Annotated in this window: 11 protein-coding genes and 2 pseudogenes; 4 read left to right on the top strand and 9 right to left on the bottom strand. The window is 73.7% G+C overall.

Features of this window, described 5'->3' with window-relative positions; all coding sequences use genetic code 11:
* The first annotated feature begins 43 nt into the window (after positions 1–43).
* The 3 genes from REH70_RS17505 (at position 44) to REH70_RS17495 (ending at position 3,883) form a co-directional block, all read left to right on the top strand.
* On the top strand, positions 44–1,528 hold the full coding sequence (locus REH70_RS17505) for a DEAD/DEAH box helicase (protein ID WP_310749263.1): 1,485 nt from the start codon (positions 44–46) through the stop codon (positions 1,526–1,528).
* A gap of 145 nt (positions 1,529–1,673) precedes the next feature.
* Positions 1,674–2,075, top strand: a complete 402-nt coding sequence (gene msrB / locus REH70_RS17500; RefSeq protein ID WP_310749261.1) for a peptide-methionine (R)-S-oxide reductase MsrB — start codon at positions 1,674–1,676, stop codon at positions 2,073–2,075.
* A gap of 2 nt (positions 2,076–2,077) precedes the next feature.
* Entirely contained in the window at positions 2,078–3,883 is a 1,806-nt protein-coding gene (locus REH70_RS17495; RefSeq protein ID WP_310749259.1) for an ATP-binding protein, read from the top strand.
* On the opposite strand, the gene REH70_RS17490 is transcribed toward REH70_RS17495, so the two are convergent.
* From REH70_RS17490 to REH70_RS17480, 3 genes are all read right to left on the bottom strand, one after another.
* Positions 3,846–4,142 carry a MarR family transcriptional regulator gene (locus REH70_RS17490; protein ID WP_310749257.1) on the bottom strand — a complete coding sequence of 99 codons (297 nt, stop codon included), beginning with the start codon at positions 4,140–4,142 and terminating at the stop codon, positions 3,846–3,848. The two genes, REH70_RS17495 and REH70_RS17490, sit on opposite strands and share 38 nt — an antisense overlap.
* Positions 4,143–4,386: 244 nt before the next feature.
* Complete coding sequence (locus REH70_RS17485; protein ID WP_310749255.1) at positions 4,387–5,994, bottom strand: MFS transporter; 1,608 nt, start codon at positions 5,992–5,994, stop codon at positions 4,387–4,389.
* Positions 5,991–6,560 carry a MarR family transcriptional regulator gene (locus REH70_RS17480; protein WP_310749252.1) on the bottom strand — a complete coding sequence of 190 codons (570 nt, stop codon included), beginning with the start codon at positions 6,558–6,560 and terminating at the stop codon, positions 5,991–5,993. The genes REH70_RS17485 and REH70_RS17480 overlap by 4 nt, the downstream gene beginning before the upstream one ends.
* A gap of 226 nt (positions 6,561–6,786) precedes the next feature.
* On the opposite strand from REH70_RS17480, the gene REH70_RS17475 reads away from it, so the two are divergent.
* Complete coding sequence (locus tag REH70_RS17475) at positions 6,787–7,386, top strand: hypothetical protein (protein WP_310754390.1); 600 nt, start codon at positions 6,787–6,789, stop codon at positions 7,384–7,386.
* A 4-nt stretch (positions 7,387–7,390) separates the two neighbouring features.
* Here the strand turns inward: REH70_RS17475 and REH70_RS17470 are convergent.
* From REH70_RS17470 to mshD, 6 genes and pseudogenes are all read right to left on the bottom strand, one after another.
* Positions 7,391–8,391 (bottom strand): annotated as a pseudogene (locus REH70_RS17470) (anion permease).
* A 4-nt stretch (positions 8,392–8,395) separates the two neighbouring features.
* Positions 8,396–9,016: a DUF47 family protein gene (locus REH70_RS17465; protein ID WP_310749250.1), complete on the bottom strand. Its 621-nt coding sequence runs from the start codon at positions 9,014–9,016 to the stop codon at positions 8,396–8,398.
* 278 nt (positions 9,017–9,294) lie between these two features.
* On the bottom strand, positions 9,295–10,182 hold the full coding sequence (locus REH70_RS17460; protein WP_310749248.1) for an NUDIX domain-containing protein: 888 nt from the start codon (positions 10,180–10,182) through the stop codon (positions 9,295–9,297).
* 223 nt (positions 10,183–10,405) lie between these two features.
* A pseudogene (locus tag REH70_RS17455) lies at positions 10,406–12,675 on the bottom strand (RNA degradosome polyphosphate kinase).
* A 45-nt stretch (positions 12,676–12,720) separates the two neighbouring features.
* Positions 12,721–12,969 carry a GNAT family N-acetyltransferase gene (locus tag REH70_RS17450; protein ID WP_310749246.1) on the bottom strand — a complete coding sequence of 83 codons (249 nt, stop codon included), beginning with the start codon at positions 12,967–12,969 and terminating at the stop codon, positions 12,721–12,723.
* Positions 12,861–13,646: a mycothiol synthase gene (gene mshD, locus REH70_RS17445; protein ID WP_310749244.1), complete on the bottom strand. Its 786-nt coding sequence runs from the start codon at positions 13,644–13,646 to the stop codon at positions 12,861–12,863. The genes REH70_RS17450 and mshD overlap by 109 nt, the downstream gene beginning before the upstream one ends.
* Positions 13,647–13,759: the final 113 nt, after the last annotated feature.

Genomic DNA, 13,759 nt, shown 5'->3' with positions numbered 1-13,759 from the left:
GGCGAGCCCCGACCCCTCCACCGCCGGAAAGGCGAACCCCTCCATGCCTTCTTTCTCTGACCTCGGCGTGCCCGAGACCCTCGTCCGCTCGCTCGCGACGGGCGGCATCCTCGAGCCGTTCCCCATCCAGACCGCGACCCTGCCGGACACCCTGCAGGGCCGCGACGTGCTCGGCCGCGGCCGCACCGGCTCCGGCAAGACCCTCGCGTTCTCCCTGCCGATGGTCGCGCGTCTCGCCGCCTCTCAGGCACCGCGCAAGGCGGCCCGGCCGCGTGGCCTCGTGCTCGCGCCGACCCGTGAGCTCGCGACCCAGATCACCGCGACCCTCGAGCCGCTGGCCCGGGCCGAGCGCCTGAGCATCACGACGATCTTCGGTGGCGTGTCGCAGGGCAAGCAGGTCTCCGCGCTCAACGGCGGCGTCGACATCCTCGTCGCGTGCCCCGGGCGCCTCGAGGACCTGCTCAACCAGCGCCTGCTGACGCTCGACGGCGTCGAGATCACCGTCCTGGACGAGGCCGACCACATGGCCGACCTCGGCTTCCTGCCCGGCGTGAAGCGGATCATGGACAAGACGCCGAAGCGGGGCCAGCGGATGCTCTTCTCCGCGACCCTGGACAACGGCGTGGACCTGCTGGTCAAGCGGTACCTCAGCAACCCGCTCACGCACTCGGTGGACTCCGCGGAGTCGCCCGTCGCGAAGATGACCCACCACGTGCTCGCCGTGCACGACGCCGCCTCCAAGCAGCTCGTCGTCAACCAGCTCGCCTCGGGCACCGGGCGCCGCGTGCTCTTCACGCGCACCAAGCACCAGGCCAAGAAGCTCGCGAAGCAGCTGACCGCGGCCGGCATCCCGGCGGTGGACCTGCACGGCAACCTGAGCCAGCCGGCCCGCGAGCGGAACCTCGCCGCGTTCTCGTCCGGTGACGTGCGCGTGCTCTGCGCGACCGACATCGCCGCGCGCGGCATCCACGTCGACGACATCGAGCTCGTCGTCCACGTCGACCCGCCGGCCGAGCACAAGGCGTACCTGCACCGCTCCGGCCGCACCGCCCGCGCCGGCTCCGCCGGGGACGTCGTCACGGTGATGCTGCCCGAGCAGGCCGGTGACGTCCGGACGCTCACCCGCCTGGCGAAGATCACCGTCACCCCGCAGCGCGTGGGCCCCGGCTCCCCGGTGATCGCCGCGCTCGTCGGCGAGGTCGCCCCCGTCGTCATGCCGGCGCCGGAGCCCGTGTCGGTGCCGCAGCAGCGTCCCGCCGGTTCCGCCGGTGGCGGGGGACGCGGCCCGCGCGGTGGCGGCCGACGTCGCCACTCCGGCGCCGGTGCCGCCGGTGCCCCCGCCTCGGGTGGGGGCGCGCGCTCCGGCGCTGCCCGCTCCGGCGGTGGCGGTGGCGGTGCATCATCCGGTCGTCCCGCCCGGGCGCCGCAGGGCGGCTCGACCGCCGTGTACTCCTCCTCGACCGGTGGCCGCAGTGGCGCCGTCGAGATGTCGCGCGGTGCCGCGTCGGGGCGTCGTCGCTCGCGCTGACACCCGTGACGGGTCCAGCCCGTGCGGAACAGGGGCCGGTGGCGGAGCGTTTGCTCCGACGCCGGCCTCTGCCGTCCCCGCCGGGGCGGCGTCGTCGTGCCCACCCGTCACCCGGACGGGTGTGATCGCCACAGGAGAGGGACCCATGCCGTACGAGGTGACCAAGACCGACGAGGAGTGGCAGCTCACCCTGGACCCGCAGGAGTTCGCGGTGCTGCGCCGCGCCGGGACGGAGCGGCCGTACACCGGCGAGCTGCTCGGTGAGGACCGCGAGGGCGTCTACCGCTGCCGCGCGTGCAGCAACGAGCTGTTCCGCTCGGACACGAAGTTCGACTCGCACTGCGGCTGGCCGAGCTTCTTCTCCCCGCTCGCCGGCGACGCCGTCGAGCTGCTCGAGGACCGGAGCATGGGCATGGTCCGCACGGAGGTGCGCTGCCGCCGGTGCGGCTCGCACCTGGGCCACGTGTTCGACGACGCCCCGCAGACCCCGACCGGTGACCGGTTCTGCATGAACTCGCTCTCGCTGACGTTCGAGCCGTCGGCCTGACGGTGGCCGGCGAGCCGGCCCGTGGTGACTGGCTGGACCGGCTCACCCGCATGTGGGAGGACGACGGATCGGTCCTGGCGCGGCAGGTGCCGTTCATCGCCCTGTTCCTCGCGTCGCTGCTGGGGCTGCTCGTCCTGCACATCCCGCCGACGTTCACCGACCTCGTGCCGGTGGCCGCGGGCGTCGTCATGGTCGTGGCCGTGCTCGCCCTGGCGGTGCCGTGGGGACGGTTGCCCACGGACGCCCGGCTCGTCCTGCCCGCCCTCCAGCTGCTGGCCGTGGGGCTGCTCCGGGCGGGCACCGGTGGGCCCGCGTCGCCGTTCACCGGACTGCTCTTCCTGCCCGTCGTGCTCGCGGCGTCCGAGCGCGGGCGTCGCGGCGTCGCGCTGTCGGTGGTCGCCTCCGCCGCGGTGGTCCTCGGGCCCGCCCTCACCGTGACCGGCCCCGGCGCGCGCGTCGAGCTGCTGCGCGGTCTGTACGCCACGCTCGTCGTGCTGGTCGTCGGCGTCACCGTCAACACGATCAGCGAGCGGCGCCGCGCCCGCACCGTCGCGCTCGAGGAGCTGAGCCGGACCGAGGCGCAGCTGCTCGCGCGCAGCGAGCGCACCGCGCGCGACCTCGCCGTCCGGACCGAGGAGGTGCAGCGGGCGCGGGACCTGTTCGCGAGCGTCATCGACGCCGCGACCGAGCAGGCGATCATCGGCACCGACACCCACGGCGTGATCGACGTGTTCAACCCCGGTGCGGAACGGCTCGTGGGGTGGTCGCGCGACGACGTCGTCGGGCGGCGGCGGATCACGGACCTGCACCTGCCCGAGGAGCTCGCGGCGCGTCGCCGCGAGCTGGTGGCGGCCGGGCCGGACGGCGCCGACGTCGGCGTGTTCGGCGCCCTCGTGGGGGCCGCCTTCACGGGCGGCTCGGACGTGCGCGACTGGACCTACGTGCACGACGACGGCAGCCTGGTGATCGTCCGGGTCGCGGTGACCCGGCGGGTCGACCCGGGTGGTGCCACGAGCGGCTACATGTTCGTCGCGACCGACATGAGCGCCGAGCGCGAGGCCGCCCGGCTCAAGGACGAGTTCGTCAGCCTGATCAGCCACGAGCTGCGCACACCGCTGAGCTCGATCCTGGGCTACCTCGAGCTCGTCGTCGACGACGGCGACCTCACCGCGGAGCAGCGCCAGCACCTCGCCGTGATCGAGCGCAACGCCACCCGCCTGCTGCGCCTCGTCGGCGACCTGCTGTTCACGGCGCAGGTCGAGGCGGGGCGGTTCACCCTCGTGCGCCAGCGGGTCGACCTGTCCGCGCTCGTGCGCGCGGCGGTCGACACCGCGCGCCCCGCGGCCGAGACGGCCGGGGTGGTACTCGGCACGACCGGGACGGAGGCACCGGTCGTCCTGCACGGGGACGCCGTCCGGCTCGGTCAGGCGCTGGACAACCTCGTCTCCAACGCCGTGAAGTTCACGCCGAGCGGCGGGCGCGTCGTCGTCGACGTCGAGGTGCGGCACCCGGGCGACGGCACCGCAGCGACCGCGACGGTCGCCGTGAGCGACACCGGCATCGGGATACCGGCCCCCGAGCTCGAGCACCTGTTCGGCCGCTTCTTCCGCGCGTCGACCGCGACCCGCAACGCCGTCCCCGGCGTCGGGCTGGGACTGACGATCACCCAGGCGATCGTGACGGCGCACGGCGGGACCCTCACCGTCCGCAGCACGGTGGGGGAGGGGACGACGTTCACCGCCACGCTGCCGCTCGACACCCCGGCCCCGGTCAGGTCCGGCGCGTCACCTGGTCCAGCGTCGCGTTGAGCCGCTCCAGCGACGTCGCGAGGTCGTCGACCTCGTCGTCCGACCAGGACGACAGCGCCGCGCGCAGCCACGCGCGCCGGGCGTCCTGGGCCTCGGTGAGCCGGCGCATCCCCTCGGCGGTGAGCTCGAGCAGCTGACCGCGCGAGTCCTGCGGGTCCGGGCGCCGGGACAGCAGCCCGTAGCCCTCGAGCCGTTTGACCTGCCGGGAGATGGTCGCGCGGCCGACGCCGACGTGGTCGGCGAGCTCGCTGGACCGCACACCGGGGTCCGGGCGATCCGCACGAGCAGCGGGTAGGCGGCGGCGTCGAGGTCCGGGTGCACGCGGGCGGCGACCGCGGTCGCGGACGAGTGCGCGCGGCGCAGGAGGAGTCCGAGCTCGCGCTCGACACGGGCGTTGGTGTCCGTCACGGTGGCCATCCTGTCAGCGACGACGACGCCGACGGCAGACCCGGGTGGGTGCACCGTCGGCGTCGTCGCGCCCCGCTCGTGCCCTGCTCGTGCCCTCAGGCGCGCGGCATGGTGTCCAGCGTCGCCTCCGCGGTGCTTCCCTCGCGGGCCAGGGCGTCGTTCGCCATCCGCTGCTCCAGGCCGGAGCGCGTGCCCAGCGGGACCTCGTGGAGGAACAGCACGGCCACCAGCGCCACCACGCCGAGCGGTACCGCGATGAGGAACAGGTCGGCGATGCCCTCGCCGAAGGCCCGCTCGACCACCGTGGCGACGGCGGGCGGCAGGGTCGAGACGTCCGGGACGGCCGTCGTGTCGCCGCCGAGCGCGCTGGGGTCGATGCCGGCGTCGGTCAGCCCGCGGGTGAGCAGCGTGGTGATGCGGGAGCCGAGGACGGCGCCCAGCGCGGAGACGCCGACCGCGCCACCGAGGGTGCGGAAGAACGCGACCGTCGCGGTGCCGCTGCCCATCTCGCGCACGTCGAGGGAGTTCTGGGTGGCCAGGACGAGGTTCTGCATGAGCATCCCCACACCCCCGCCGAGCACCAGCATGTACAGGCTGACGAGCACTAAGCCGGTGTCGTACCGGATGGTGCCCATGAGGCCCAGGCCGACCGTCAGCAGGCTCGCGCCGGCGATCATGTACCGCTTGTAGTGCCCGGTGCGGGAGATGACCCGGCCGCTGAGGGTGGAGGAGACGAGCAGCCCGGCGATCATCGGGATGGTGAGCAGCCCGGACTCGGTGGGCGTCTTGCCGCGGGCGACCTGCATGTACTGGCTGAGGAACACCGAGGTGCCGAACAGCGCGACGCCGACGGCGACGCTGGCGACCACGGCGAGCACGAGCGTGCGGTTGCGGAACAGGTGCAGCGGCAGGATCGGCTCGGCGGCGCGGGACTCGACCCAGACGGCCAGGGCGAGCAGCACCACGGACCCGGCGACCATCGCGGCGGACCGCCCCGAGACCCAGGGGAAGCTGCCGCCGGCGAAGGTGACCCACAGCAGCAGCGTGGAGATCCCGGCCGAGATCAGCAGCGCACCCGCGTAGTCGATCCGCACCCGGCGCGGCGTCAGCGGCGGGAGCCGCAGGGTGCGCTGCAGCACGATGATCGCGGCGACCGCGAACGGCAGGCCGACGAAGAAGTTCCACCGCCAGCCCGGGCCGTCGGTGATGACGCCGCCCAGCAGCGGGCCGCCGACCATGCCGATGCCCATGACGGCACCCATGAGGCCCATGTACCGGCCGCGCTCTCGCGGGGAGATGATGTCCGCGATCAGGACCGTGCCCAGGGCCGTGAGCCCACCGGCCCCGAGGCCCTGGAAGGCCCGCATGGTGATGAGCATCCCGGTGGACTCCGAGAAGCCGGCGACCGCGGAGGACACCACCGAGATCACCAGCGCGAGCTGGATGAGCAGCTTGCGGTCGACGAGGTCGGCGAGCTTGCCCCAGACCGGGGTGGAGATCGTGGTGGTCAGCAGCGTCGCGGTGACGACCCAGGTGAACGCGGACTGCGTGCCGTCGAGGTCGGCGATGATCCGCGGCAGCGAGGACGAGACCACGCTCGTGGCCAGGATGGACACGAACATCCCGAGCAGGATCCCGGAGAGCGACTCGAGGACCTGCCGGTGCGTCATGGCGGTGGGGGTGGGCGGAGCAGCGGTGGTCATGCGATCTCTCGTTCCGGGGACGTGGCGGTGCGGTGCGGGTGGGTGGGTGCGGTGCGCGTGGGCGACGGGCGGGCCGGTGAGGGGCCGGGGCGGGACGCAGCGTCGGCTGTCGTGCCGGCAGTGCCGGCCGTGGCGCCGTGGTGGTCGGCGATCGCGCTCGCGACTTTGCGGATCTGCCCGGTGGCTTCGTCGAGCTCCGCGGGGGACCAGTCGGCGAACACGGCCGCGGCCAGCCCGAGGGTCGCCTCGGTCGCGCGCGCGGCGAACCGTCGTCCGGCGTCGGTGAGCGCGACGGTCCGCAGCCGGCGGTCGTCCGCGGGGACGTCCCGCTCGACCAGTCCCGCGTCGACCAGCGCGGCGACCTGGCGGCTCGCGACCGACACGTCGACCCGCAGCAGGTGCGCGAGCTCGCCGACCTGACGGGGCCCGGACCCGAGCAGGCGCACGACGGTGATCCCGCCACGGCCGCACCCGAGCTCACGGGAGAGCCACGCGCCGGTGTCGCGCTGGGCGCGCGCCATGTCCTCGATCGCGCGGATCAGGGACAGGTGGTCCGACGTGGTCACGACACCTCCCAATAGTTGCTTGGAGCAACGGTACGTCGGGTCGTTGCATCGGGCAACGGTCAGGCCTGTGAACGCGGTCACCGCGAGCGCGGTCGCCGTCGCCGTCGCCCCGTCGTCCCCGCGTCCGCGACATCGCTGCCGAAGCGCTCAGCGGCCCTGGCGCGCACCGGCCACACTGGGGGTGAGTCATGACGAGAGCGCACCGAGACGACCGCGCCGCCCCGCGATGCTGGACCCGCGCGCGGCCGACGAGCTCCAGGGCGACATCGACCCGGCCGTCCGCTCCGAGCTCGCGCACACCACCGCGGGCGCCCTCGTCCACCAGGCGCGGGCCACCGACGACCCCGAGGTGGTCGAGCGCCTCGTCCGCCTCGTGGAGGCGGAGGGCCTCGACGTCGTCGCCGCCATGTGGTCCGACAGCCCGCCGGACACCCTGCCCGGTGCGCTGTGGCGCCTGTACGTGATCCGGGAGTGGGTGCGTCGCGACCCGCAGACCCTCGCGGAGCGCTACCGCATGGGTGTCGCCGCGGCACCCGTGCACGTCGCGGTCGCCGGGGTCGCCGACTCGCTCGGGCCGGACGAGCTGCGCCGCGTGGTCGACGCCGTCCTGTCCGGCGTCTACGCCGGCGACCTCGCCGTCGCGCTCGAGCGCGGCGCCGCGTTCTGCCGCGTGCTCGCGACCGGGGCCGCGTTCGACGCCGACTACGTGGAGGACCGCGACGCCGAGGCGGCGCTGCGCCTGACCAAGGGGGCCGGCTCGCTCGTCCGGACGGCGGAGGAGCTCGAGCAGGCCGCCACGCTCTGGCGGGCCGACCGGCTGGAGTAGGTGCTCAGCCGAGCAGCGGGCCGAGCACCAGGTACATGAGGGCGGCGACGCCGGCAGCCATCGGGATGGTGAGCACCCAGGCGAGGCCGATGTTCTTCGCCACGCCCCAGCGCACCGCGGACAACCGCTTCGTCGCGCCGACGCCCATGATCGCGGACGTGATGGTGTGGGTGGTGGACACCGGCGCCTGGAAGGCGAAGGCGGTCGTGTAGAGCACCGACGCCGCGACCGTCTCGGCGACGAAGCCACGTGCGGGGTCGAGCTCGATGATCTTGCGCCCCAGCGTGCGCATGATCCGCCAGCCGCCCGCGTAGGTGCCCAGCGAGATCGCGCCGGCCGCGGAGAGCTTGACCCACAGCGGGATCTCGCTGGTCGTCTGGAGACCGCCGGCGATGAGCGCGAGCACGATGACGCCCATCGTCTTCTGCGCGTCCTGCAGACCGTGGCCGAGCGACATCGCGGCGGCCGACGCGGTCTGCGCGATCCGGAACCGGCGCTGGGCCTTCGCGGGGGCGGCGTTCTTGAAGACCCACAGCACTGCCACCATGAGCAGGTAGGCCAGCCCGAACCCGATGAGCGGGGACAGGATCATCGGCAGGACGACCTTGTCGAGGATGACGTCCCAGTGCACCGTGGTCGCCGAGGCGAGACCGGCCCCGGTGAGGCCGCCGATGAGCGCGTGCGTCGACGACGACGGCAGGCCGAACCACCACGTGATGAGGTTCCACGTGATGGCGCCGATGAGGCCGGAGAGCACGATCGCCAGCCCGTGCGTGCCGGCGTCCGGCGCGATCTCGATGATCCCCGAGCCGATGGTCTGGGCGACCCCGGTCCCGAGCAGCGCCCCGATGAGGTTGAACACCGCGGCCATGAGCAGCGCGACCCGGGGGTCAGCGCTCGTGTGGAGACCGAGGTCGCGATCGCGTTGGCGGCGTCGTGGAAGCCGTTGGTGTAGTCGAACCCGAGGGCGAACGCGACGACGACGACGACGAGGGCGAGCTCCACCGGCTCAGGACTCCTTGAGCGCGATGGTCTCGACCGTGTTCGCCACCTTCTCGAAGGCGTCCGCCGCGTCCTCGAGCTTCTCCACGACCTCCTTGAGCTTCATGAGGTGGATCGGGTCGGTGATCTCGTCGAACATCTGCGCGAGCAGCTTGCGGTGCGCCTTGTCCGCCTGGTTCTCGAGCCGGTTGACCTCGACCCAGTAGTCGCTCAGGTCGGACATCGAGCGCAGCCGCGGCATCGCGTCCGCGGTCAGCTCGGCGGCGCGCTGCAGGACGTGCACCTGGTCGGCGACCCTGGCCGGCAGCTCGTCGAGCCGGTACAGCACGATGAGGTCGGCGGCCTCCTCCATGTGGTCCATGCAGTCGTCGAGGTTCGACGCCAGCGCGTAGATGTCGTCGCGGTCGAACGGCGTGACGAACGTCTGGTTGAGCCGCCGCATGATCGAGTGCGTGGCCTCGTCGGCGAGGTGCTCGGCGTCGCTGATCTGCTTGGCGATGACCTTGCGGCCCGCCCGGTCGGCGCCCAGCAGCTCACCCAGGAGCGTGGCTCCGGTGACGAGGTGCTGTGCGGAAGCGGCGAACAGGTCGAAGAAGGACGTGTCGCGCGGTGTCAGGCGCAGGCGCACAGGAGGGCTCCGAGGAGAGGGGGCGTGTCGGCACACAGGCTAGGGCAGCCGCGGAGTGAACACGCAACCACGCCGAGCGTGCTGAGGTGACCGTCACACCATCCGAGGGTGAACGCCCGGTGAACGGTGGGGCGACGCCGGACCGCAGAAGCGCCTGTCGGCGCGAAGGCCGCTCGAGGCGGCTTTGTGTGGAGCCCGGGGCTAACGCGGCCCGACGTCGTGCCGCCCACTGTACGCGTCGACGCGCGTCGCGGCAGCCTGCAGCCGGCTCCTGTGGGTCACGCCACGGGCGGACGGTGCTGCTCGACGGCGACCACCCGGGGTCCCTTGGCCGTCTGCGCGACGTGCGCCACCAGCACCTCCCCGGTCCGCAGGTACGGGTCCTTCGCGGGCAGGGCATCGGCGACCGGGCGGGGCGAGTGCTGGCCCAGGACGTCGAGCACCGTGGGCAGGACCGGTCGGTGGGTGCACACCACGACGTCACGCCGCCGCTCGAGGAGCCGGTGCACGCCCCCGGCCACGCGGCTGGGGGAGCGCTCGTGCTCGGCCTCGGTCAGGTAGGCGCTCCCGGGCACCAGGCCCGCGGCGTCCGCGTACGGCTGGATGGTGGCGGCGCACCGCTCCCACCGGCTGGTCACGACGTCGAGGACCCCGAACGCGGCGAGCACCGGGACGAGCGCGACCGCCTGCGCGCGTCCGGTGCTCGTCAGCGGACGGTCGGTCTCGTCGCCCGCCCAGGCCGACCGGCGGCGGGCACGACCGTGGCGGGCGACGACGAGGACGTCGGTGGTGAGCCGGCCCTTGGCGTGCAGCGCGAGGAGCGCGTCGAGCGGTGCCCGGTCGGTGCGGCGGGTCAGCAGCGTCCGTGCGTCGTCCACGCCCACCCAGCGCACGCGGTCGATCTCGTCGCGCGTCGCCGGCGTCACCGCCGCGCGAGCCGCCAGCGCGGGGCCGTCCCCGCGGCGGGCGACGCGGGCGGCCCAGTAGTGCACGCGCTTGGGCAGTCCGTCGCTCGTCCGGTACCTCAGGGTCGGCAGGGGCGCGCCGAGGACGACGGCGTGGCCGGTCTCCTCCTCGACCTCGCGCACGGCCGCCGCGGCGACCGCCTCACCGGGGTCGACCTTCCCCTTGGGCCACGCCCAGTCGTCGTACCGGGGTCGGTGCACGAGGACGACCTCGAGCCCCCGCGGCGCTCGCGCCACACGAGCGCACCGGCCGCCTCGACCGGACGCTGACGGGGGCTGGGTCCGGTCACGGCTCGATGATGACCATCACCCGGACCGCTCGCAAACCCGCGGCGCCGGCCGGGGTGCCGGTCGGCGTGCGGTCAGCCGCGCTGGGACATGCCCAGTCGTGCCCGGATGTCCCCGGATGTGCCCGCTGCGGGCGTCACCGTCCCCGCGAGGACCGGCGACGACCGGCGATGTACCGCTCCTGCAGGTCCAGCAGCGGGGCGCCGTCGGCGTCGAGGTGGTGGCGGACCCAGGTGTCGTCCGGCCCCAGGTGCCACGACGCGGTGCCGTCGTCCATGGAGGCGTCGATCATCTCGACCAGGTCGGCGACGTGCCCGGGGTCGACGATCCGCACCAGGGTCTCGACCCGGCGGTCGAGGTTGCGGTGCATGAGGTCCGCGGAGCCGATGAAGACCTCGGGGCCGGCGCCGGTGGCGTCGGCGAAGGCGAACACGCGCGAGTGCTCGAGGAACCGGCCGAGGATGGACCGGACCCGGATCGTCTCGCTCAGGCCGGGCACCCCGGGGCGGACGGCGCAGATGCCGCGGACCACGAGGTCGATCGGCACCCCGACCCGTGACGCGCGGTACAGCGCGTCGATGGTCGCCTCGTCGACGACCGAGTTCACCTTGATCTTGACCCACGCGGGGTGACCGGCGAGGTGGTTGGCCGCCTCGCGGTCGATCCGCTCGACCAGCCCGGCCCGGACGGAGCGCGGGGCCACCAGGAGCCGGTGGAACCGGGACTTGGGCGCGTAGCCGCTGAGCTGGTTGAACAGCCGGGTGAGGTCCTGGCCGACCTCCGGGTCGCACGTCAGGACACCGAGGTCGGTGTACTGACGCGCGGTCTTCGGGTTGTAGTTGCCCGTGCCGACGTGGCAGTAGCGGCGCAGCCCGTCCGGCTCCTGGCGCACCACGAGGCTCAGCTTGCAGTGCGTCTTCAGGCCCACGATGCCGTACACGACGTGGACACCGGCCTGCTCGAGCTTGCGCGCCCAGGAGATGTTGGCCTGCTCGTCGAACCGGGCCTTGATCTCCACCAGGGCCAGCACCTGCTTGCCGGCCTCGGCGGCGTCGATGAGGGCGTCGACGATGGGGGAGTCGCCCGAGGTGCGGTACAGGGTCTGCTTGATGGCCAGCACGTTCGGGTCGGCGGCGGCCTGCTGCAGGAAGGTCTGGACCGACGTGGAGAACGAGTCGTACGGGTGGTGCAGCAGGACGTCGCGCTCGCGGATGGCCGCGAACACGTCGCTCGCCTTCGCGCTCTCCACCTCGGCGAGGTGCCGGTGCGTGGTCGGGACGAAGCGCGGGTAGTGCAGGTCGCTGCGGTCCAGGTCGGCGATGAGGTTGAGGCCGGTGTGGTCAAGCGGTGCCGGCAGCTCGTAGACCTCCTGCTCGGAGACCCCGAGCTCGCGGATCATGAGCTCGCGGATGCGCGGGTGGATGCCCTCCGCGAGCTCGAGCCGCACCGGCGGGCCGAAGCGGCGGCGCAGGAGCTCCTTCTCCATCGCCTGCAGCAGGTTCTCGGCGTCGTCCTCCTCGACCTCCACGTCCTCGTTGCGGGTGACGCGGAAGGTGTGATGCGCGGTCACCTCCATGCCGGGGAACAGCTGGTCGAGGTGATGGCCGATCAGGTCCTCGAGGGGACGAACGAGATCGGCCCCCGCTCGGGTGCGGCGGCCTGCGCGCTCGGCGCGCTCGGCCGGCCACGGGCGTCGACGGCGATGAAGCGCGGCAGCAGCGCGGGCACCTTCACCCGGGCGAAGTGCTCCTTGCCGGTCGACGGGTTGACCACGACGACGCCCAGGTTGAGCGACAGGCCGGAGATGTACGGGAACGGGTGCGCCGGGTCGACCGCGAGCGGGGTGAGGACCGGGAAGATCTGCTTGCGGAAGAACTTGTGCAGCCGCTCCTGCTCGTCGGTGCCGAGCTCGTCGAGCGGGACGAGCGTGATGCCCTCCTTGGCGAGCGCCGGCTGCACCTGCTCGGTGAACACGCGCGCGTGGCGTGCGGAGAGCTCGTGCGCCCGCTCGGCGATGCTCTCCAGCACCTGCCGCGGGCTCATCCCGGACGCCGCGGTCACCGCGAGCCCGGTCGCGATGCGCCGCTTGAGGCCGGCGACGCGGACCATGAAGAACTCGTCGAGGTTGGAGGCGAAGATCGCCAGGTACCGCACCCGCTCGAGCAGGGGCTGGCTCGGGTCCTCGGCGAGCTCGAGGACGCGCTCGTTGAAGGCCAGCCAGCTGAGCTCGCGGTCGGCGAAGCGGTCCTCGGGTGCGTCGTCGAGCGTGACGTGCTCGAGGTCCGGGGTGTCGGGGGCGTCGTCGCCCGCCTCGGCGGGTGACCCGGGGACCGGTCCGGGGACGGCGGCGATGTGCGGCGGCCGGGAGGGCCGTCGCACGCTGCGGGGCAGGGGCTGGTCCGTCATCGGGCCATCGTGCCACCGGTCACCGGGCGGTGTGGGGTGCGGCGGTCAGCCGAACTGGACGTCGACGCCGGTCCGGACGAAGCCGGCGCCCGTGTATGTGCGGACGGCGACCGTGTTGTCCGCGTCGGTGTAGAGCATGACGCGCCGCAGCCCGCGTCCGGCCAGGTGCGCCAGGCCGATCCGGGTCAGCGCGCCGCCCAGCCCGAGGCCCTGCGCGCCGGGGTCGACGCCGACGACGTAGATCTCCCCGACCGGCTCGGCGACCCCGTCCGCCGGGTGCACCTTGGTCCACACCGAGCCGAGCAGGACGCCGTCCCGCTCGGCGAGGAGGAACCCTCCGGGTCGAACCATGGTTCGGCGAACCGCGCCTCGAGGTCCTCCCGCGTCAGGCGCCCCTGCTCGGGGTGGTGGGCGAAGGCGCGCGCGTTGACCCAGCGCCACCGCTCCTCGTCCTGCCCACGTCGGAAGGCCCGGACGGTGACCCCGTTCGGCAGCGCCGGGGCCTCGTCGGCCGGGTGCTGCTCGAGGTCGACGGTCATCTGCCACAGCTCGCGCACGACGTCCAGGCCGGCCGCCCCCGCGAGGGCCCGTGCGGCTGGGAGGTCGCCGTGCGCCCAGACGACGAGCGACCGGTCCGGCTCCCCGGCGGCGGGTGCCGCGACCACCTGGCGCAGGGCCTCGAGCAGCCGTCGGCCCATCCCGGCCCGTCGCGCCGCGGGGGCGACGACGAGCTCGGCGCTGCCGACGTCCGGGGCGCCGAGGTCGAGCTGGGCGTACCCGGCGAGCAGACCGTCCGGGTCGCGGGCGAGCAGGTGGACCGTGTGCGCCCCGGTCGTCAGGGCGAGCAGCGGCTGTTCGGAGAGCGGGGCGATGCCGTCGACGGCCGCCGCCTGCTCGGCGAGCTCGCGGACCTCCGCGGCGGTGTGCGCGTCGAGCGGGCCGCGGTGGACGGCGGGAAGACGTGCGGGCATGGGAGACATCCCACCACGTCGCGCGGGTGCGCGATCACGGGCGGGTCCCGCGGGCCGGGCGGCGACCACCGAGGACGCCGCCGGCACGTGCGGGTGGCCGACCTGCGGCGGCT

The organism is Cellulomonas sp. ATA003 (assembly GCF_031582905.1).
Taxonomy (GTDB): Bacteria; Actinomycetota; Actinomycetes; order Actinomycetales; family Cellulomonadaceae; genus Pengzhenrongella.
Note: the sequence above shows the minus strand (reverse complement) of the source record. Positions and strands in the feature narration are given on the sequence as shown.